15 protein-coding genes are annotated in these 22138 nt (G+C 60.8%); 10 read left to right on the top strand and 5 right to left on the bottom strand.

What is annotated here, in order from left to right; genetic code table 11:
• Positions 1 to 236 precede the first annotated feature (236 nt).
• The 10 genes from Q8O69_RS19105 to Q8O69_RS19060 are packed head-to-tail and all read left to right on the top strand — an operon-like array spanning position 237 to position 11613.
• Positions 237 to 983, top strand: a complete 747-nt coding sequence (locus tag Q8O69_RS19105; protein WP_305593756.1) for an RDD family protein — start codon at positions 237 to 239, stop codon at positions 981 to 983.
• The gene (locus Q8O69_RS19100; protein ID WP_305593755.1) at positions 980 to 1960 is read left to right on the top strand and encodes a stage II sporulation protein M; all 981 of its coding nucleotides are present in this window, start codon (positions 980 to 982) and stop codon (positions 1958 to 1960) included. Before Q8O69_RS19105 ends, Q8O69_RS19100 begins: the two co-directional genes overlap by 4 nt.
• Positions 1947 to 3512 (top strand): DUF4129 domain-containing protein, encoded by a 1566-nt coding sequence (locus tag Q8O69_RS19095; protein WP_305593754.1) that lies wholly within the window; start codon positions 1947 to 1949, stop codon positions 3510 to 3512. The genes Q8O69_RS19100 and Q8O69_RS19095 overlap by 14 nt, the downstream gene beginning before the upstream one ends.
• Entirely contained in the window at positions 3509 to 4702 is a 1194-nt protein-coding gene (locus tag Q8O69_RS19090) for a DUF4350 domain-containing protein (RefSeq protein ID WP_305593753.1), read from the top strand. The genes Q8O69_RS19095 and Q8O69_RS19090 overlap by 4 nt, the downstream gene beginning before the upstream one ends.
• Positions 4699 to 5757, top strand: coding sequence for a MoxR family ATPase (locus Q8O69_RS19085; protein WP_305593752.1), 1059 nt, complete (start codon positions 4699 to 4701; stop codon positions 5755 to 5757). The genes Q8O69_RS19090 and Q8O69_RS19085 overlap by 4 nt, the downstream gene beginning before the upstream one ends.
• A 5-nt stretch (positions 5758 to 5762) precedes the next feature.
• Positions 5763 to 6704 (top strand): DUF58 domain-containing protein, encoded by a 942-nt coding sequence (locus Q8O69_RS19080; protein WP_305593751.1) that lies wholly within the window; start codon positions 5763 to 5765, stop codon positions 6702 to 6704.
• Complete coding sequence (locus Q8O69_RS19075) at positions 6701 to 7195, top strand: DUF4381 domain-containing protein (RefSeq protein ID WP_305593750.1); 495 nt, start codon at positions 6701 to 6703, stop codon at positions 7193 to 7195. The genes Q8O69_RS19080 and Q8O69_RS19075 overlap by 4 nt, the downstream gene beginning before the upstream one ends.
• Positions 7188 to 8219, top strand: coding sequence for a VWA domain-containing protein (locus Q8O69_RS19070; RefSeq protein ID WP_305593749.1), 1032 nt, complete (start codon positions 7188 to 7190; stop codon positions 8217 to 8219). The genes Q8O69_RS19075 and Q8O69_RS19070 overlap by 8 nt, the downstream gene beginning before the upstream one ends.
• Complete coding sequence (locus tag Q8O69_RS19065) at positions 8216 to 9976, top strand: VWA domain-containing protein (RefSeq protein ID WP_371136187.1); 1761 nt, start codon at positions 8216 to 8218, stop codon at positions 9974 to 9976. Before Q8O69_RS19070 ends, Q8O69_RS19065 begins: the two co-directional genes overlap by 4 nt.
• Positions 9973 to 11613, top strand: a complete 1641-nt coding sequence (locus tag Q8O69_RS19060) for a BatD family protein (RefSeq protein ID WP_305593748.1) — start codon at positions 9973 to 9975, stop codon at positions 11611 to 11613. Before Q8O69_RS19065 ends, Q8O69_RS19060 begins: the two co-directional genes overlap by 4 nt.
• Before the next feature lie 498 nt (positions 11614 to 12111).
• On the opposite strand, the gene Q8O69_RS19055 is transcribed toward Q8O69_RS19060, so the two are convergent.
• The 5 genes from Q8O69_RS19055 to pepN all read right to left on the bottom strand — a co-directional run.
• Positions 12112 to 14466, bottom strand: coding sequence for an RND family transporter (locus tag Q8O69_RS19055; RefSeq protein WP_305593747.1), 2355 nt, complete (start codon positions 14464 to 14466; stop codon positions 12112 to 12114).
• An 18-nt stretch (positions 14467 to 14484) separates the two neighbouring features.
• Positions 14485 to 15570 carry a YCF48-related protein gene (locus tag Q8O69_RS19050; protein ID WP_305593746.1) on the bottom strand — a complete coding sequence of 362 codons (1086 nt, stop codon included), beginning with the start codon at positions 15568 to 15570 and terminating at the stop codon, positions 14485 to 14487.
• A gap of 195 nt (positions 15571 to 15765) precedes the next feature.
• On the bottom strand, positions 15766 to 17136 hold the full coding sequence (locus Q8O69_RS19045; RefSeq protein WP_305593745.1) for a DUF1329 domain-containing protein: 1371 nt from the start codon (positions 17134 to 17136) through the stop codon (positions 15766 to 15768).
• A 66-nt stretch (positions 17137 to 17202) separates the two neighbouring features.
• Entirely contained in the window at positions 17203 to 19233 is a 2031-nt protein-coding gene (locus Q8O69_RS19040; protein ID WP_305593744.1) for a DUF1302 domain-containing protein, read from the bottom strand.
• Positions 19234 to 19870: 637 nt separating this feature from the next.
• Positions 19871 to 22138: aminopeptidase N (gene pepN, locus Q8O69_RS19035; protein ID WP_305593743.1), on the bottom strand; the 2268-nt coding region annotated here is incomplete at its 5' end.

Below are 22138 nucleotides of genomic sequence, written 5' to 3'. Positions count from 1 at the left end.
GCGGTCGCGGCGCGGATCGATACCGGTGGTTTCGTAGTCGTACCAGAACAGACTGGAGGTCACGGCGGCTTCCTATGGGCAATGGACGACGCCAGTCTAGCAGCCTGTAAGGCGTGGCCGTCCGTGGCGAGGTAAGGCGGGTACGGATTGCCCCCTCAAACGCAGTTTGCATGCACAGCGGTTGCTTCGCCGTCAGCCGCTGGCTAGCATCGGGGTTTATTCAGCGCAGACCGCCGATGCCGTATTCCGCCACCTCGCCAACTTCGCGCTCACCTCGACCGTCAATCCTGCCGTCAACTGCACTGCTGGATACCCGCTATGAGGTGGAAACCCCGGAAGGTATCGACCTGATCCTGCGTCCTGCGGGCCTGGTGCCGCGCGCCTTGGCGTTCGCCATCGACTTGCTGATTCGCGGCCTGTTGTTGCTGGTGATGTACGTCGTCCTCGGCCTGCTTGGCAAGCTCGGCATGGGCCTGGCGACTATCCTGCTGTTTCTGGTGACCTGGTGGTACATGGTGCTGTTCGAGGTATTCAATCAGGGCCGCTCCCCCGGCAAGCAAATCCTCGGCCTGCGTGTAGTGCACGATGACGGCACCCCAGTCGGCTGGGCCGCCTCACTGACCCGTAACCTGCTGCGTTTTGTCGATCTGCTGCCGTTCGCCTACACGCTGGGCATTCTCAGCTGCCTCAATCACCCGGCGTTCAAACGCCTCGGCGATATTGCCGCCGGTACCCTGGTGGTCTACCGCGACACCGTACCCGAACGCCCGAGCCTGCCGCAGGCCGAACCGCTGCCTGCACCTTTTGCTCTGGACCGGTTCGAGCAACGAGCCGTGCTCGGATTTGCCGAGCGTGGCGCCAGCCTGTCCACTGAACGCCGTGCCGAGCTGGCGGCGATTCTGGCCGAGCCGCTACAGATCCCCCGCGAGCAGGCGGAACAACGCATCAACAGCCTCGCCCGCAGCTTGCTGGGACCCACATGAAACAGAACCTGTTCGAAAACCGCCACCAAGCCGACTGGCAAGCTTTCGCCGAACAACTTGACGCCCTCGAGCGCGGCACGACCGACCTCCAGCAGTGCCTGGGCTTTGCCGCGGCTTACCGGCGCCTCTGCCAACAACTGGCCCTAGCCCAGGCGCGGGCTTACAGCAACCACCTGACTGAACAGCTCCAGCAATTGGTGTTGCGCGGCCACCAACAGTTCTATCGCCACCGCAGCCCCTTGGGCCCGCAGTTGATCGGCTTCCTACTGGCCGGCTTCCCGCGCCTGGTTCGCGCCGAATGGCGCTGCGTGCTGGTTGCCAGCCTGATGTTTTTCGGCAGCCTGCTGGGCATGGGGGTACTGGTCTACCTGTTCCCCGAACTGATCTACAGCCTGGTCGACCCCGCACAAGTGGCAAGCATGGAGCAGATGTACGACCCCGACGCCCGGCGCCTTGGACGCTTCGGCGAACGCCAGTCGGGCGACGACTGGCTGATGTTCGGCTTCTACATCATGAACAACATCGGCATTGCCTTTCAGACCATCTCCAGAGGCCTGCTGTTCGGCCAGGGCAGCTTGTTCTTCCTGCTGTTCAACGGTTTGATGATCGGCGCGGTGGCCGGCCACCTGACCCAGATCGGCTATGGCGAGACCTTCTGGTCGTTCGTCATCGGCCACGGGGCCTTCGAACTCACCGCCATCGCCCTGGCTGGCGCCGCCGGCCTCAAACTTGGCTGGGCACTGCTGGCGCCAGGTCGCCGGTCACGCAGCGAAGCCTTGCGCTTGGCCGCCGGGCGCAGCGTGCGCCTGATTGGCGGCGTGATTGTATTGCTGTTGCTCGCGGCGTTCGTCGAGGCTTACTGGTCCTCGATGACCTTCGCCGAGCCGACCGCCAAATATGCAGTTGGCGCCATACTCTGGCTGCTGGTGCTGAGTTACCTGCTGCTGGCCGGGCGAGGTAGCCATGCGCCTGACTGATGCCAGCGTGGCAATCCGCCCGCGCAGCCCCTGGGAAGCACTGGACCTCGGCGTGCTCCTGGCACGTCGTCATGCAGGCCTGCTGATGGCCAGCTGGGCATTGGTCACAGTGCCGATCTTCGCCCTGCTCTGCCTGTTGCTGTGGGACTCCCCGGGCTGGGCGATATTCGTCTTCTGGTGGCTGAAGCCGGCCTACGAGCGCCTGCCGCTGTACATCCTCGCCCGCGCCCTGTTCGGCGACACACCCAGTCTCAAGCAAGCGCTCAAGGCCTTGCCCAGCCTGCTCAGGCCACAACTGCTAGCCAGCCTGACCTGGCGCCGGTTCAGTCCGACGCGCAGCTTCGACCTGCCGGTGTTGCAACTCGAAGGCTTGTCCGGTCAGGCGCGCAGCCAGCGCCTGGTAGTCCTGGGCCAGCGCGATGCGGGCGCCGCAAGTTGGTTGACGGTGGTCGGCATGCACCTGGAGATAGCGCTGTGGCTGGGCCTGGCCAGCCTGTTCTACCTGCTATTGCCGGCGCAGATAGAGCTGGACTGGAGCTGGCAGAGCCTGGCCAATGCAGCAGTCGACGAGTGGCTGTGGCTGGAACACCTGTCCAACCTGCTGTACGTATTGGTGCTGATAGTCTGGGAGCCGGTCTACGTCGCCTGCGGCTTTACCCTCTACCTGAACCGACGCACCGCCCTGGAGGGCTGGGATATCGAACTGGTGTTCCGCCAACTGCGCCAGCGCCTGACCGGTGTGGCCTACGCCCTGTTGCTCGGTTGCGGCTTATTGCTACTGCAGACGCCGACCGCGGCCATGGCCGCCGAGACCGTCACCAGCCCGCTGCCCGGCCCCGAGGCCGCGCGCCTGCTCAAACAACCGCTGAACAGCCAGGCAGCCCAGGACAGCATCAGTCAACTGCTGGATCAGCCGCCCTTTGAACACCGCGAAACTGTCACCCGCTGGCGCTTCGGCGAGCCAGAACACGCCGCAGACGGGAGCGAGGAGCAACTCAGCGGCCTGTTTGAACTGATCGAGAAGTTCTTCAAGCTGGCCGAGTTCTGGAACAGCATCGACGCCGTCGCGCTGTTTTTCGAGGCCCTGCTCTGGGCGGCGATGCTCGGACTGGCGGCACTGTTGATCTGGCGCTACCGGCAATGGCTCGGCGCCTTCGTTAGGCGTATTGGCCTGCCGCAGCGCGCCGCAACGCCGCCCAGCAGCCAACTGTTCGGCCTGGAAGTGACCGCCCAAAGCTTGCCCGCAGATATCGCCGGCGCAGCCGAGCAACTCTGGGCCGAACACCCCCGCGCGGCCCTCGGCCTGCTCTATCGCGCCCTGCTCAGCCGCCTGTTGGAGGACTATCGACTGCCCCTGAATAGCGCCTTTACCGAGAGCGAAGTGCTGCACCTGATCGAGGGCCTGGAGCAACCCGAACTGACCACCTTCAGCCAGACCCTGACCCTGCACTGGCAGAACCTCGCCTACGGCCAGCGCCTGCCGCCAGATAATCTGCGCCAGGCGCTATGCCAAGACTGGCGAGACCTGTTCGATGACGGGGCGCGAGGATGAGCAGACGCCACTTATTACTGCTCGGCAGCGCGCTGGTGCTTGGCATGGGCTTGCTCGGCCTCTATTTGCTGAGCCGCGCGCAACCCTATGCAGAAACCGTCGCGCATGGCCCGGCACCCGAAGCGCAGGCCAATCCGTACCTGGCCGCCGAGCATTTTCTCCGCCAGCAGGGCCTAAAGGTGCAGCGCAGCGCTGACTTGCGGCTGCTACCCACTTTGTCCAGTGCCGGGCAGACCCTGCTGCTGCTTGCCGACCGCCAGCGCATGAGCCCGCGCCAAGTCGAACACCTGCTGGCCTGGACGGCCAAAGGTGGGCACCTGGTGTTCGTTGCCGAACGCCTGTGGGATGAGGATGAGGGTAAAAGTGCTGACCTACTGCTCGACAGCCTGGGCATTCAGCAGTACCAGAGCGACGAGCTAGACCAGCCAGACGGTGAGACCGAGGAGCCCGCTCTGGATGCCGACGAGACCACGGCCAGCGCCTACCCCGAATTGACCCAGCTCTACCTGGAAAACGAGCAAGCCCCGGCCTACTTCAGTTTCGACACCGACTTTCACCTCTACGATGCCGAAAATCGCGCCCATGCCTGGGCCAACAGCGCTGCGGCAACCCACCTGGTTCAGCTCTATCATGGCGACGGCCTGGTCAGCGTGCTGAGCGACAGCTGGATCTGGCAGAACGATAGCATCGCCAATTACGACAATGCCTGGCTGCTCTGGTACCTGAGCCAGGACAGCGCCGTGACCCTGCTCTACCATGCCGATCGCGACAGCCTGTTCAACCTGCTGCTGCGCTACTTCCCCCAGGCCTTGCTGGCCCTGGCGCTACTGCTGGGTCTCGGCCTGTGGCGCGTCGGTATGCGTCAGGGTCCGCTGCAAGCGCCGGCCAGCCCCCATCGCCGGCAATTGCAGGAGCACCTGCGCGCAAGCGCCGACTTCCTCCTGCGCCGCTGCGGCCAGCACAGCCTGCTACAAGGCCTGCAACGGGATATCAGGCGCCGCGCGCACTACCGTCACCCCGGTTTCGAACGACTCGGTGTAACCGAACAATGGCAGGTACTGGGACGATTGACCCGCTTACCCAGCCGCGCCATCAGCCAAGCCATGCGACCGCTGACCCAGCAGCGCCTGTCCGCCGTCGACTTCACCCGTCAGGTCGCCCACCTGCAAACACTCAGGAATGCCCTATGAGCGAATACACGCCCGAACCGCTGAGCAGCCCCGCCGTAGAACCTCTGGTCGCTGCCGCCCCTGCCCCCGCGCCGAGCAATCCGGCGCAGCAGCGCCAGCGCGCCAGCCAGCTTGCCCAGGCCCTGCGCCTGGAGTTGCACAAGGCGCTGATCGGCCAGAATGCGGTGGTTGACGATGTGCTTACCGCCCTGATTGCCGGCGGCCACGTACTGATCGAAGGCGTCCCCGGCCTGGGCAAGACCCTGCTGGTACGCGCCCTGGCGCGTTGCTTCGGCGGCGAGTTTGCACGCATCCAGTTCACCCCGGACCTGATGCCTAGCGACATCACCGGTCACGCCGTGTACGACCTGCAAAGCGAACAGTTCAAGCTGCGCAAGGGCCCGGTGTTCACCAACCTGTTGCTGGCTGACGAAATCAACCGCGCCCCGGCCAAAACCCAGGCGGCGCTGCTGGAGGTCATGCAGGAGCGCCAGGTCACCCTCGAAGGGCGTGCCCTGGCGGTGCCGCTGCCGTTCATGGTGCTGGCCACGCAAAATCCGATTGAGCAGGAAGGCACCTACCCGCTACCAGAAGCCCAGCTCGACCGCTTTCTCATGCACGTGAAGATCGGTTTCCCCGACGCCAGCGTGGAACGCAAGATCCTCGCCCAGGCCCGTGGTGAAGCGCTGAATGGCGAAACCAAGCCCGAGCAGCTGGTCAGCCAGCAGGCGATCTTTGCCGCGCGCCAGGAAATCCTCGGCCTGTATATGGCCGATGCGGTGGAAGAGTATTTGGTGCAACTGGTGATGGCCTCACGCACCCCAGCCAAATTCGACCCGGAACTGGCCGAGTGGATTGCCTATGGCGCCAGCCCGCGCGGCTCGATTGCCCTGGACCGCTGCTCGCGCGCCCACGCCTGGTTGGCCGGTCGGGATTTCGTCAGCCCGGAAGATATCCAGGCGGTGCTGTTCGACGTGCTGCGTCACCGCATCATTTTGTCGTTCGAAGCGGAAGCCGCCGGCATCGACCAGGACCGCGTGGTGCAGCGCATTCTCGACGTCGTGGCGGTCGCCTAACCACCATGCACGAGCAACCCACGCAACCCGGCATTCGCGTCAGCCTCGGTGAACTGATCGAGATGCGCCACCGTGTGCGTGAGGTGCAGCTGTTTTCCACCCCGGCGCGGCGCAGCCCGCTGATTGGCCTGCACCACTCGAAACTGCGCGGGCGCGGCGTGGACTTCGACCAGGTGCGCGTGTACCAGGCCGGCGACGATGTGCGCACCATCGACTGGCGCGTTACTGCGCGTACTCAGGAGCCGCACACCAAGCTGTTCCATGAAGAGCGCGAACGGCCGATCTACATCATGGTCGAGCAGAGCAAGCGGCTGTTCTTCGGCTCCGGGCTGATGTTCAAGTCGGTGCTTGCCGCCCAGGCCGCCAGCCTGATCGGCTGGGCCGCGCTGGGCCATAACGACCGCATCGGCGGCCTGGTATTTGGCGACCTGGAACACCACGAAATCAAACCACGGCGCAGCAAGCAGAGCTTGCTGCAACTGCTCAGCCGCCTGGCCAAGGCCAATCAGGCCCTGAGCAACGACAGCCAGGGCGGCCGCGACAGCTTTGGCCTGGCCCTGCGCCGCGCCCGCGAAGTGCTGCGCCCCGGCAGCCTGGTGGTGATCCTCTGTGATGAACGCACCTTGAGTGACAGCAGCGAGCAGCAGTTGCTGCTGCTCGCGCGGCATACCGACCTGTTGCTGCTACCGCTCTCCGACCCGCTCGACCATGCCCTGCCGAATGCCGGCCTGCTGCGCTTTACCGAGCACGGCGCGCAGCTGGAGCTGGATACCCAGGACGCCGAACTGCGCCAGGCCTACCGCAGCCTGGCCGATGCCCGCCAGGCGCGCTGGCAGCGCCTAGCGCAGAAACTCGGCGTACCGCTGCTGGCCCTGAACACCCAAAGCGAGATGATCGAACAGCTGCGCGAGCACCTGAATGCCCAGCGGCCGAGGAAAGCCCTGTGAACCCGCTGGAGCAACTCGAACCGCTGATCGCCCCTGCGCCGATCAGCTGGTGGCCGCCGGCACCGGGCTGGTGGCTGCTCGCGGTGCTGCTGCCACTGCTGCTATGGGCCGCGTTCAAGCTGCTTAAACGCCTGCCACGCAAAGCAGCCGGGCAGACGGCCGAAGCAACCCTCGATCCGCTGCGCCAGGCCGCGCTGAACGAACTCGAACGCCTAAGCAAACCCTACGACGGCGTCGATGCCGGCCCCTGGCTGCAGCAACTCAATGCCATCCTCAAACGCCTGTGCCGCGAGCGTTACCCGCAAAGCCACAGCCATATCCTCAGCAGCCGCGCCTGGCTGGCCTTTCTCGACAGCCGCTGCCCGGCCGCCGGCCTGACCCGCTGGATGATTCTGGTGGAAGGCGCCTACCGCCCGCACTGCAGCCTGGATGACAAGGCCATCGCCGGCCTCAACCAGGCCGTGGCGATCTGGATTCGCAAACATGTTTGAGTTTGCCTGGCCCTGGGTCTTCCTGCTCGCGCCCCTGCCCTGGCTGCTGCGCGCCTGGCTGCCGCCGGCAGACAGCGGCGAAGCGGCACTGAAAATCAGCTTTCTGGCTGAACTGGAAGGTTTGAGCGGCCGCCGCGCCCGCGTGCGCTTGCCGGCCTTGCGGCAGCAGGCGCCGTTTGCGCTGATCTGGCTGTTGCTGTTGCTCGCCTGCGCGCGTCCGCAATGGCTGGGTGAGCCGCTGCCGCTGCCGGCCAGCGGCCGCGACCTGCTGCTGGCCGTGGATGTGTCCGGATCGATGGATTACGCCGATATGACCTGGGAGGGCCAGGAAGTCAGTCGCCTGACCCTGGTCAAACACCTGCTCGGCGAATTTATCGATGGTCGCCAGGGTGATCGGGTCGGCCTGATCCTGTTCGGCAGCCGCGCTTACCTGCAGTCGCCGCTGACCTTCGACCGACAGACCGTGCACACCTGGCTGGACGAAGCGCAGAAGAATATCGCCGGACCGCAGACCGCCATCGGCGACGCCATTGGCCTGGCAGTCAAACGCTTGCGCGAGCGCCCGGCGCAGAGCCGTGTACTGGTGCTGGTCACCGATGGCGCCAACAACGCCGGTGAAATCGACCCGATGACCGCCGCGCGCCTGGCCGCCGAGGAAGGCATCACCATTTACCCCATCGGCATCGGTGCCGACCCGGAACAGGGCGGCGTGCTCGGCATGCTCGGCTTCAACCCAGGTATCGATCTGGACGAGCCAAGCCTACGCGCGATTGCCGAGGCCACCGGCGGCGAATACTTCCGCGCCCGCGACAGCGAAGAGCTGCAGGCCATCGAAGCGACCCTCGACCGCCTGGAACCGGTGGCGCAGAAGCCGACCCTGGCGCGCCCGACCTTGCCACTCTATCCCTGGCCACTGGGCCTGGCCCTGCTACTCAGCCTGCTGCTGGTCAGCCAGACACTCTGGCCGAACCTGCAGCAACGCTTGCGCAATCAGCTGACCCTGCCGCGAGGGAAACAGCCATGAACGAACTGATCAGCCTCTGGCCACATTGGCAGCGACCCTTCTGGCTGCTGCTGACACCGCTGCTGGGCTTTCTGCTCTGGCAGCTCTGGCACCGGGAGAAACGCAGCGGCCGCTGGCAGGCGCTGTTGCCGGCTGCCTTCCAGACCGCACTGCTGACCGCCACAGGCGGGCGCAGCAGCCGTCTGCCCTGGCTGGCCCTCGGCCTGGCCTGGCTGCTGGCACTGTTAGCGCTGCTCGGGCCAAGCTGGCAGCGCATCGAGCAACAGAACCCCAAGCCGGCCGATCCGCTGGTGGTACTGCTGGAGCTGACCCCGGAAATGCTCGCCAGCGACGCCTCGCCCAATCGCCTGGCCCAGGCCAAACGTAAACTGCTCGACCTGCTGGAAGCACGTCAGGATGCGCAAACCGCCATCGTCGTGTATGCCGGCAGCGCACATACCCTGGTGCCGCTGTCCGACGACCTGGCCACCAGCCGCAATCTGCTCGATGTGCTGAACCCGGGGATCATGCCCGAGCCGGGCAAGCGTGCCGACCTAGCTGTGATCAAGGCCCTGCAACTGCTCGAACAGGGCGCCCAGGGCAACGGCCGCCTGCTACTGCTGACCAGCAGCCTCGATGAAGCGCAACGCCGGGCGATCAGCCAAGCCCTCGGTCGGCGTGGCGAACGCCTGCGTATTCTCGGGATTGGCAGCACCCAGGGCGCGCCGATCATTCAGGAAGATGGCTCGTTCCTCAAGGACGCCCAGGGCACCATCCTGCTGCCGCGCCTGGACAGCAACGGCCTCAAACGCTTTGCCGACGAGCTGGGCGGGCAGTATCGGGGCGTCACTCTGGATGAAAGTGACCTGCGCAGCCTGGGCCTGCTCGATGCGCCGCAACAGCTGCGCCGCGATGGCGAGCTGACCCGCCTGGAAACCTGGGCTGACCAGAGCCACTGGCTGCTTCTGCCGCTGTTGTTACTCGCCGCCTGCGCCGCGCGCCGCGGCTGGCTGCTGTGCTTGCCGCTGTTGCTGCTGAGCCTGCCGCAAAACAGCTACGCCTTCAGCTTTGATGACCTCTGGCTGCGCGCCGACCAGCAGGGCCAGCGCCTGCTTGAGGCGCAGCAGCCGGCAGAAGCCGCGCAGCGTTTCCACGATCCGCGCTGGCAAGGCCAGGCGCTCTACCAGGCCGGCGATTACGCGGCTGCCGCCGAACGCTTCGCCAATGGTGAAAGCGCCAGCGACCACTACAACCGTGGCAACGCCCTGGCGCACAGCAATGAGCTGGAAGCCGCCGTGGATGCCTACACACAGGCGCTGGAACTGCAACCCGATTTGGCCCAGGCACAAAAGAACAAGGCCCTGGTCGAAGAGCTGCTGCGCCAGAACCAACAGCAGCAGAATCAAAGCGATAACCCGCAAGAACCCGACGAGCAGCAAAATCAGCCCAGCAGTCAGCCACAAGCTGGCCAGTCCGATCCAGACGCCCAGCCGCAGGCCGAACAGGCGCCGGCCAAGCCATCGGAGCCTGAACATCAGGCTGAGAGTGAGAAGCCCACGCAACCTGGCACCAACGAAGACGCAGAGACTCCGCCGCCACAACCAGAAGAAGACGACAACAGCGGCGAAGAACAGATCGCCAGCGCCGAGCCCGCCCTCGACGGCGAACGGCGCCAGGCATTGGAACAATGGCTGCGGCAGATCCCCGACGATCCGGGCGAGCTGCTGCGGCGTAAATTCAGGCTGGAACAACAACAGCGCCAGGAACAACTGCAATGAGCCGACTGCTCTGTACCCTTCTGCTTGGCCTGCTGGCTCTGAACGTCAGCGCGCAAAGCCTGACCGCCAGCGTCGACCGCACCCGCCTGAATGCCGGTGAAAGCGTTGAGCTGACCTTGGAATCGGATGACGCCACGCTGTTCGGCAGACCCGATCTACAGCCGCTCAATGAGCTGTTCGAAGTGCTCGGCACCCGCCAGGTTAACCGCCTGACCAGCGGCAGCAATGGCGCCCAGGCCAGCACCCGCTGGATCGTCACCCTGCAGCCCAAGCACAGCGGCTATGTGGTGATACCGCCGCTAAACCTCGGCCAGCTGCAAAGCGAGCCGATTACCCTGCACGTCCAGCAGGCCGCCAGCGCCGATGACAGCCGCCTGGCGCCGGTGTTTATCGACGCCAGCCTGGATCAGGAAAGCGTCTATGTGCAGGCGCAAACCGTGCTGACGCTGCGTATCTACCACTCCGTGTCGCTTTACGACGACAGCAGCCTGACCCAACTGGATATGCCCCAGGCACGCGTTGAGGCCCTCGGCGAGCCGCGCACCTATGAGAAAGACATCAACGGCGTGCGCCATGGCGTGATTGAGCTGCGTTACGCGATCTTCCCCCAAGAAAGTGGCGACCTGCTGATCCCCTCCCAGGCCTTTACCGCCACCGCAGTTGATCGCTCCGCCAGTAATGCCTACAACCCGTTCGGCCCACGCCCGGGCAAGGTGGTACGGGTCCGCTCGCCGGAAATCCCCCTGACGGTAAAAGCCAAGCCCGCCAGCTACCCGGCCGACGCACCCTGGCTGCCAGCGCGCGCGCTAAGCCTGAGCGAGGTGTGGAGTCCGCAGCCGGAAACCGCCCGCGTCGGCGACTCGTTGACCCGCAGCCTGCTGCTCAAGGTCGAAGGCCTGGCCAGCGCACAACTGCCACCCTTGCCGGCCACTCAGGTTACCGGCCTGCGTCGTTATCCCGATCAGCCGCAACTGGCCAATCAGGCCAGCGACAATGGCCTGGTGGGCAGCCGTGAAGAACGCGAGGCGCTGGTGGCCAATCGTGAAGGCGAAATTACCCTGCCGGCAATCGAGGTGCTGTGGTGGAACACCAAGACCGATCAGCTCGAACGCAGCAGCCTGCCCGCGCGCAATCTGCAGGTCGCCGCCAACCCGAACCTGGAAACTCTGCCGGTCGAAGCAGCACGCCCGGCAGTCAGCGAGACTATCAACGTACCCCTCTGGCCCTGGCAACTCAGTACCGCGCTGCTGAGCCTGACCACCCTGCTCGGCTTTACCCTGTGGTGGCGAGCGCGTCGCCAGCCTCCGGTATTGCCTAGCCAGCAAACTGGCCCCAGCCAGCGCAACCTGCTTGATGACCTCAAGCGCAGCTGCCTGGCCAACGACTCACAGGCCACCCGCCATGCATTGGACGCCTGGGCCCGCCAGCAACCGGAAACCCTCGCCGATATGGCCGCGCGCTTTACCCCGCTGTCCGACGCCCTCGACGGCCTGAATGGCGCGCTGTACAGCGAAAGCGGCCAACACTGGCAAGGCCGCAACCTGTGGCTGGCCATTCGCAGCCTGCCCGCCATGGAAGACCTCGAAAGCACCGCCAACCCGGACACCAGCGCCCTGCCGCCGTTGTATCCGCGCTAACTGCAATCTAGTCAGAGGTCCGACACGCGCAGCTTTTGCAAGACGGGGGTGTGGCGCAAAGCAGGACTTGAGCATCAACTGCGCAATCTGTGCGTCACCTAACCCAGCAGCGGCCATCGGATTGCCTCGCTAACGGATTGCGGGCCGGCCATGTAGGCACGAGTACAGGCCGTGGGAGGGGCCGGGCGGCGTTCCGCTTTAGCCGCAAGCTTTGCTATTTCAGCACGTAGCCCGAACAAGCGCAGCGCAGTCCGGGGCATGGATGCTGGCGCAGTGGCCTGTGAGTTGGGCGGAGACTACCTCCCGGGTTGCGCCAAGGCTTATCCGGGCTACGACGCCCGCTGTTGTGGGAGCGGCCTTGGCCGCGAAACTTCTAGAGCCCAACACGATTAACGGGCAAGTCCACGCCACAAAAGCCATCTGCAAACCTAACCCATAGACAATAAAAAACCGCGGCCCAAGGGCCGCGGCTTTTTGTGTCGCGACTGCGTATCAGGCTTAGGCCTTGTTGCGCAGCTTCTCCGGGTTGATCAGGAAGCGAGCCAGTGCAGGCAACAGCCAGATCGCGCCGATCATGTTCCAGAGGAACATAAAGGTCAGCATCAGGCCCATGTCGGCCTGGAACTTGATCGCCGAGAAGATCCAGGTCGCCACACCGATCGCCAGGCAGACACCGGTGAACAGCACCGCTTTACCGGTCGATTTGAGGGTCTCGTAGTAGGCGTCCTGCAGCGACAGGCCCTGACGCAGGTAGGTCTCCAGGCGGCTGTAGATATAGATGCCGTAGTCGACACCAATGCCCACACCCAGGGCGATTACCGGCAGAGTCGCCACCTTCACACCGATACCCATATAGGCCATCAGGGCGTTGCCCAGCACCGAGGTCAGCACCAGCGGCAGGATCACGCACAGAGTGGCCGCCAGCGAACGGAAGGTCAGCAGACACATAATGCTCACGGCCGCATACACAGCAATCAGCATGGTGGTTTCAGACGCTGCGATCACCTCATTGGTGGCCGCTTCGATCCCGGCGTTACCGGCGGCCAGAATAAACTCCAGGCCGTCCTGATTGTTCTGCTTGGCAAAGTCTTCGGCGACTTTAACCGCGCGCGACAGGGTTTCCGCCTTGTGGTCGGTGAGGAACACCAGCACCGGCGCCACCGAGCAATCGCCGTTGTACAGACCGTCGGCCCGAGCAATGGAGTTGTTCAGTACGTCCTGGTTACGCGACAGGGTTTCCCATTTCAGGTTGCCCTCGTTCATGCCTTTGATCACCTGACGCGACACGGTAACCATGGAAATGGCTGACTGCACGCCCTCGGTGTTCTCCATCTTCCACATCAACTCATCCATGGCCGACAAAGTCGGGTAAGTCGAGCAGCCTTCAGGCGCCGTCTTGACCATGATCACCAGTACGTCGGAACTGGTGGAGTAGTTGCGGATGACGAAATCGTTATCCAGGTTGTAGCGCGAGTCTGGATGCAGCTCGGGTGCGCCCTGATCGAGGTCACCGATCTTCAGGTTCTGCCCGTACCACACGCCACCGGCCAGCGCTGCGATTGCCACCACCACGGAAATCGGCGCCACCATCGGGTGCGCGCACTTGGACAGAAAACGCCAGAAAGGATGTTCTTTAGCGGCGTCTTCACGGCTGATCTGCACCGCCTTCTTGCTGATGCCGATATAGGAGATCATCACCGGCAGCAGAATCAGGTTGGTCAGAATGATCACCGCCACACCCATGGATGCGCCGATGGCCAGCTCGCGGATCACACCGATATCGATCAGCAACAGGGTTATAAAGCCCACGGCATCCGACAGCAGCGCCACCAAACCCGGAATAAACAGCTGACGGAAGGCCATACGCGCGGCGGACAGTGAATCGGTCGCCTCGCCCGAGGCCATGGCAATGCCGTTGATCTTCTGCACACCGTGGGAAATACCAATGGCGAAGACCAGGAACGGCACCAGCATCGAGTACGGATCAAGCCCGAAGCCCAGGGTATGCAGCAAGCCCAGCTGCCAGACCACCGCGATCAACGTGGTCAGAACCACCGCCAGGGTGCTCTTGAAGCAGTGGGTGAACCACAGCAGCAGAACGAAGGTGATGCCAATTGCCACAGCAAAGAACAGCGCAACACCAATCAGACCATCGATCAGGTCGCCGACTTTCTTGGCAAAACCGATGATATGCACTTTGACGTTGGGGTTCTGCGCTTGGTACTTCTCGCGAATCTTCTCTTCCAGCTCGTGGGAGAATTTCTGGTAGTCCAGCGGTATCTGCTTGCTCTGGTCGTTCGGGTCGGCATAGGTCTCCAGCAACGGCAAGTCGACGATGCTCGACTTGAAGTTGTTGGCCACCAGACGGCCAATCTGCCCGGACTTGAGGATGTTGCTGCGCAGCTCCTCCAGGCTTTCGGAAGAACCATCGTAGGTTTGCGGAATCACTTCGCCACCGGCAAAGCCTTCCTCGGTCACTTCGGTCCAGCGTACGCTTGGGCTCCACAGCGACTTCAGTCCGGAACGGTCGACACCTGGAATATAGAAGGCTTCGTCGTTGATCTGACGCAGCGTCTCCATGTATTCCTTGGTGAAGATATCGCCATCCACCGCTTCCACCGAGATGCGCACGGTGTTACCCAGGTTGGCCAGGTCATTGCGGTGTTCGAGCATCTTCTGAATATAGGGATGCCCCAGCGGAATCATCTTCTCGAAACTGGTCTGCGGACGCACCTGCGCCGCTTGGAAGAACAGAAACAGACTGATCAACAGGCACAGCAGAATAACGGCCGGGCGATTGTTGAAGATCAACCGCTCCAGGAAGGAGGCAGGTTGTTGTTGGTGCTTACTCATGCAAAGGCTCCCGGCTTATTATTGTTGGCCCAGATCGGCGCCAGTAGGCGCAGCAGCATGAACGCCACCCTGCCCTACCAGAATCAGATTGCCGTTTTCCATTGCTGCAACGCCTGCCAGCGAAAGCCGGTCGGCACGATTGGTCACATTGAAAGTGCGGCCGTTGTCGGTGCTCTTAAGTACGGTGCCGCCATGCCCCACCACCACAATGGAACCGTCGACCAGACGATTACCGTCAGCCAGACCAAATTCCAGAGGACCATTGTTGGCGGTATTCAGGCTGATCGCCTGCCAGGTCGTACCGAAATCTGCAGAGCGGAACAGGTGCCCGCGCAGGCCATAGACCAGCAGCGTTCCCGCCTCATCGGTACCCAGGGCACCGAACAGTGAACCGGCGTAAGGGCCTTCCAGAGTTTCCCAGGTCTGCCCCCAGTCCGCGGAACGGAACATCGCGCCCTGCTCGCCGACGGCAAACAGACCGGAATCTTTTACTTCGACAAGGGCGTTGAGGTGGTAAGCGTCTTCGTTGTCCATACGGTCGCTGACATCTTCCCAGTTGGCGCCACCGTCAGTGGTTTCCAACAAGGCGCCGTATGCACCTACGGCATAACCGTTATTGCGGTCTTTGAACCAGACATCCAGCAGCGGCGCTTCGCGCTCAAGGTCTTCGAACTGTTTGACCCAGGTGGCGCCGCCATCGGTGCTGGCAAGAATCTGCGCATCATGACCAACAGCCCAACCATGGCTGTCGTCGATAAAGAACACGGCAGTGAGCATCTGCTTGGTCGGCACCTTGGCCTGCACCCAGTTTGCGCCGTTGTCGTCGGAATAGAGGATATGCCCACGATCACCGACGGTGACCAGGCGCTTGCCCAGGCTGGCGACATCCAGCAACAGGCTGTGTTGAGCTTTGGCAGAGGCTACCGAGTAATGACTGGCGTCATCGCTGGCAGCCTGCAGTGGCGCACTGGTAAACATCAGCACGGATAGCACACTGCACAGCGACAGCGCTTTGGCTATCGGTGAGTGGACGCGGAGCGCCGGTGCGCGGGACGACCCCACAACACGACCGGCCTGGGTGCGCCGCATGACGGGCTCACTCATATACCTTCCCCCTTATTCTTATAGGTAGCACTACCCTTTTAGCAGTGCGCCTATCCTACTGAGCTTTCAAAAGGCCTGACAATCGGCGCGACGTTATGTTTTGTTAAACCCGCCCGTCTACCATGCCCTGTTCGACTGACAAATAGCAAAAGGCCGCTACAACAGTAGCGGCCTTTTGCTCAACCTACACGCGGATTAACGCGTACCGCGGCGACGCAGCGCAGCAGGTTTGAAGTAACCGTCATCCGGCACAGCCTGGCTGAAGTCGATGGTGCTTGGCTCTTCGTTATCCAGGTTCTGCACGTGGTAACGACGGGCTTGCAGATCGTGGAAGCTATCCAGCGCAGACCAGGTGGTCGGCAGGTCGTAGTAGTTTTTCAGGTAGGCAATCGAAACGCGCCACAGCTCGCCACGACCGTCGTACTGATCAACCACTGCTGCTTGCCAGCTGTCCTCGTCGAGGAACAGGGTACGCTTGGAGTAGATGTGTCGCGAACCCGACTTCAGCGTGCCCTCAACCACCCACACACGGTGCAGCTCGTTGCGCGTAAAGGCTGGGTTCAAGTGACCGACTTGCAGCAGGTCCTTGTACTTCACTTCAGGGCTGGTGACTTTATAGCTGTTGTAAGGAATGTAGATTTCCTTCTTGCCGATCAGCTTCCAGTCATAACGATCTGGCGAACCGTTGATCATGTCGGTGTCGTCTGCAGTACGCAGGCCGTCAGCGGCAGCGATCGGGGTGTCATAAGCCAGGTTCGGCGCACGACGTACGCGACGCTGGCCGGCGTTGTAGCCCCAAGCCTGACGTGGCTCTTTCACCTGATCCAGGGTTTCGTGTACCAGTACCGCACCACCGGCCAGACGCGCCGGGCTCTTGGTAAAGGACAGGTAGTAGAACATGATGTTGTTCAGGTCTGCGGCAGTCCCTTTCGGGTTGTAGAACTTGAACATGGCTTCCTGCTGCGAGGTCACCAGGGAGTAGCTGCCATTACGCTGCACGGCAACTTCCGAAGCGCGACGCACGATGTAGGTACCACGGTAGCGTGCGATGTGGTTCCACAGCGCTTCCACGCCATTTTGCGGGATCGGGAACGGGATGCCGCCGTAGGCGTCGGAGAAACCGTTACCGCCATCGAGCAACTTGGCCGTGCTGGCGTTCTTGATGGTGTTGTCATACACCCACTTTGGCGCAGAACCGGAACGACGGGTCTGGTAGACCGGCATCTGGTAGCTGTTCGGGTAGGTGTTGAACATCGCAATCTGACCTGGGGTCAGGTTGTCTTTGTACTGATCCAGATTGGCTTTGGTGATGGTAAACAGCGGCTTGTCATCAGCAAACGGATCGACGTGGTGCTGGCCTGGCGTCTTGTAAGCCGCCGGAGCCTGGGTAATACCACCGGTCCACTCAGGGATGGTGCCTGCCGCGTTACCGGCTTTCTCGGCACCGAACGGGGTGAGGCTTGCGCCCAACTTGGCCGCTTCCGCAGGCGAAACTGCAGCGAACGCGCTGCCAGCGGACAGTGCCAGCGCAATGGCAGCACCAATCAGCGTGTGCTTTTTCAGCATCTTGATTCTCCGTGAAATAAGTCAGCAACCGAGTGCCCGCAGGCACTCGATATTTTTTAGTTATGTTTAGAAGGAATACTTGACGTTCAGACCGATATTGTCGCGGTCGCGACCAGAGTTGCTTTGACCGGCGCCCATAAACTCGGTGTATTGAATTTCAGCTTCCAAGCTATTCAGGTAGCTGGCACGCAGACCCAGAGTGTATGCCTTACGGTCTTCTATAAAGTTACCGGTCTGATGCGAGTTACCTTGGAAATCGTGTTTGAACACGGTGAATGGCGACAGGTTTACGCCGGCATAAACATCGTTCCAAGTACCGGACAGCACCAGGGTATAACCGTATGCATCACTAGTAGCACAATCCTGCTTGGCCATAGCTGCATCAGTCGAATAGGACGTATTGGCGCGACCCGCGATGCAACGCTCACCATTAACAGAGTTATATTTCAGGCTGTCACCGCGAAGGTGCTCAGAAGCAAGTTCAGCAACACCAAACAACGAATCAAAGCTCAATGCATTGCCAAAATTATGTATAGCGCCAATAGAGGCATTGAAAGCTTCAACACGACGAGAGTTACTTACGGAACCACTGCGAACAATTTGCTTACCAGAGATAAGAGCTGTACCAGCCCCAGGAATAGCACCTGAGGTATCTGCCAATTTTGCCCCTTGAAGAACCAAGTCGCCTAACAGATCATTGGTTGCTGCAATACCTACTGGAAGATTTGGACGATAGGCTAACTCACCGAAAACAGACGTTTCATTCAAAGTAGTATTAAAACTAAAACCATACATACGAATATCTTCAGCATACTCGCGCTTAGCTTGAGTAGAACCCAACAGATCTACTGTAGCAAGACCACCAGCCAACGTTGCACAAGACGGCACACCAGGAATACCTGAGTTACAGCCCTGAACACCGCCAATTTGTGGTACTAGATCGACACCAGTCAATGCAGGACTGGTTGCTAGCTGCGCAACATTAACACCTTGATAGCCATTCAAATCAGCGTAAATAGTAGGCTCTTTAGCATGGTAGTTAACCAAATAAGCTCCGAACTCCGTAGAATTCAACTCCTCAAAAATATACTTGAACGACAAGCCATACTGACCATCATTCTTAGCATTAATATCTTCGGAAACATCAGCAACTTTGAGAATATTACCAAAAGAAGTATTAACACCATCCTGGAACAGACCCGTTGCACGAAGCAGTGGCAAACCTGGATTAAGAGGATTGGCCACACCGTTATAAACCGGAATAACACCCGCAAGCGCTGTACCGGCAAAATTGTTATAGGCTGTATTACCACCCTCACCAAACAAGTCAGTTTCGGAGAAGTAGGTGCCAACTGGATCAATTGCTGACTCTTTCCAGTTGAACTGGTAGAAAGCATCCATGGACAGATTATCAGTCAGCCCAACGCTAAAGCTCAGCGCTTCAACCGGAACCAGCACTTCTTTGACTTCTGCACCTGGCAGACGGAACTTACCGGCATCCACCGGATTGGTGGTATTTACGCCGCCGCGATAGAACAAGCCTTCACCCCAGTTGAATACCTGCTTACCAAAGCGCACACCGACCGGCATGTTGGCGATATCCCAGTTGCCATAAACATAGGCATCAAGAATTTCTGCGTTACGGCCAGCCGAGTGGCGAGTGCCACGAGTAAAGCTGTCGTCTTTCGGCACATTCTGGCTTGGTTGATAAGCCAGGCTGGTGTCGTAGTAGTCGTTGCGCTTATCCATGATCTGGGTGTCATAGAACGCAGTACCACGCACAAAGGCACCGTAGTTCTGGTAGGTCACTTCCATATCGGTAGTGATCTTGAACACTTCAGATACCAGACCGGTATTGAAGTTACGGTTACCGTCGTTGGTGTTGATATCGTTGTTGGTCTTGTCCTGGCCCTGGACGCGCCAAAGTTGGCCGTAGGACACGGTGGTATCGATGGAGCCGCTGATTTCATCGTCGGCGAAGCTGAATTCCACTGCCTGGGCGTGAGCCGCTACCAGCAGGGGAAGCAGACCGACAAAAGCAAAACCTGCCTTGGCAGGTGCGAAACGCAATACGGGCTTACGGGACTTAATTTCCATCGAAACATTACTCCGTGGACAGATCATCTTTTTTGTACCCCAACCGCTGGGGCACGTTATGGCCGTACTGATGACGGCCTTAAATGTTGATTGGAAGGCAAGCCCCCAACGCGTTTACACGCACCTCACTGTTTGGCGTGCACCATGACGAGGTCAAATCAATTTAGTTCCCTGCAACCATAGTGCCAATTCAAACGGCCGTATAAAAAATCCAGTGAGAAGCACGACCGAACTATAAAACCACTTTGTGACTGAGCATTCAGCAACCAGACAACCACATGCAGTGACAGATTTTTCCTATTTTGTCCTACCATCTGGCGCGATCAGTCACTTTGTTGTGCTGTACACGCCCAGACGCTTCAAACAAATCAGCCAAGGTCAAGCCAAGCAGTTCAATTCATATTGCGCAAACTTTGCTTACATTTAATCAGGTAACACAAAAAGTGTTACCTGATTAAGCCGGGTAACACTTTTATACCGATATGAAGGACTCGACGAAGAACCTGTAACCCTATGCATTGCACATAGATCTGCAGGATCGGTCTTTAGTGTTAACGCGCTGATCAAAAATCGATCAAGCGCACCCAACACTTTATATAGGGTGGCGCTGCCACCCTAGACTGTTACCGCTCACTAATTAACCAGCCAGGCTCTTGCTGACCACTTCATAGACATCACTGGACAGCTCACCCGAGGCCAGAATGCGCTGTAGTTGCGCTTTCATTTGAACCTGACGAGCACTGCCGTATTTGGCCCAGCGAGTCAGCGGCGCCAGCAGGCGCGAAGCGATCTGCGGGTTGAGGGCATTCAGGGTAATCACCTGATCGGCCAGGAAGCGGTAGCCACTGCCATCAGCCTGATGGAAACCCAGCAAGTTCTGCCCGGCAAACGCACCGATCAATGAACGAACCTTATTCGGGTTCTTCAGGGTAAACGCTGGATGCTGCATCAGTTGCTCAACGCGCTGCAGCGCGCCAGGCAAGGCGCAGGCGGCTTGCACGCTGAACCACTGATCCATCACCAGCGGGTTGTCCTTGAAGAAATCGGCGAAACTGGCCAGGGCAACGGCCTTCTCGGCTTCGAACGGTGAGTTAACCAGCACCGCCAACGCAGTCAAACGCTCGGTCATATTGTCGGCGTTCTCGAACTGCTCCAGACAAGCCGCCAACACCTCCGCCTTGCCGCTGAGCATCAGGTAGGACAGCGCGATGTTCTGCAGACTGCGCCGGGCAAAATGCTCGGCCTCCGCCACATAGGCGCTGGCACGGGAAACCTCGCGATTGCGCTGATAACGCTGCCACAGCAGATCGAACAGCGCATCCGACAATTGCTTGCGGGCAAACTCACGGGCGGCGTGGATGGCTTCGACATCGGCCACTTCGCTGATTTCGGTCAGATATGCCTCGCCTGGTAGCGAAAGCATTTCGGCGACCATGGCCTGATCCAGCGAGTCATCGGCCAGCAGAGTACGGCAAGCCTCGACAAGACGCTGATCGAGCACCAACGGCTCGCCACGCTGATGCTGGCCAATCAGCTCCTGCAGCACTTGCACGGACAGCTGCTGCCCCGCCTCCCAGCGGTTGAAGCCATCACTGTCGTGCTGCATCAGGAACATCAGCTGATCACGGCTATAGGGGAAGCTCAGTTTGATCGGCGCAGAAAAACCACGCAGCAAGGACGGCAGCGGTTTTTCCGCCAGATTGACAAAGGTGAACGCCTGTTCGGCTTCGGTCACCTGCAGCACACGGCAAAGGCCACCCGCCGCATCTTCACCGACTAGCTGCAGCGGCAGCTCACGGCCCTGGGCATCCAGCAAAGCCAGCTCCACAGGGATAACAAAGGGCTGTTTTTCCGCCTGCCCGGGAGTAGCCGGGCAGCTCTGGCGGAAGTGCAGGCGATAGCTGTTGGCCGCCGCGTCGTAGCTTTCGCTGACTTCCAGGCGCGGCGTGCCGGCCTGGCTGTACCAGCGCTTGAACTGGGTCAGGTCGATGCCATTGGCCTCTTCCATCGCGCGGATAAAGTCATCACAGGTCACCGCCTGACCATCATGGCGGGCGAAGTACAGGTCGCTGCCTTTGCGGAAACCCTCGGCGCCAACCAGGGTGCGGATCATACGCACCACTTCCGAGCCTTTCTCGTACACCGTCAGGGTGTAGAAGTTGGAGATTTCCATAAAGGCGTCCGGACGTACCGGATGGGCCATGGGGCCGGCGTCTTCAGCGAACTGGTGGGTACGCAGGTAGGCCACATCCTCGATGCGTTTGACCGTGCGCGAGTGCATATCGGCGCTGAACTCGGCATCGCGGAAAACGGTAAAGCCTTCCTTGAGCGACAACTGGAACCAGTCGCGGCAGGTCACGCGGTTGCCCGACCAGTTGTGGAAGTACTCATGCGCCACCACCGCTTCAACGCGCTGGTGCGCAGCATCGGTAGCAGTTTCGGCCTTGGCCAGCACACAGCTGGAGTTGAAGATATTCAGGCCCTTGTTTTCCATGGCGCCCATGTTGAAGTCGTTGACCGCAACGATCATGAAGATGTCCAGGTCGTACTCGCGGCCATAGACCTCTTCGTCCCACTTCATCGACTTCTTCAGGCTGTCCATGGCGTGCTGGCACTTGTCGATGTTCTCCGGCTCGACATAGATGCGCAACGCCACGTCGCGCGCGTTCATGGTGGTAAAGCTGTCTTCCACGCACCAGAGGTCGCCGGCAACCAGGGCGAACAGGTAAGCCGGCTTCATGAACGGATCCTGCCAGGTCGCCCAGTGACGACCACCCTCTTCACTGCCGCTGGCAATCGGGTTGCCGTTGGACAGCAGCACCGGATAGCTGTGCTGCTCGGCGCTCAGGGTGGTGGTGAACTTGCTCATCACGTCCGGGCGGTCGAGGTAGTAGGTGATCTTGCG

The organism is Pseudomonas sp. (assembly GCF_030690725.1).
Lineage (GTDB): Bacteria > Pseudomonadota > Gammaproteobacteria > Pseudomonadales > Pseudomonadaceae > Aquipseudomonas.
The sequence above is the reverse complement of the archived record's forward strand: the minus strand, read 5'-3'. Positions and strand labels throughout refer to the sequence as shown.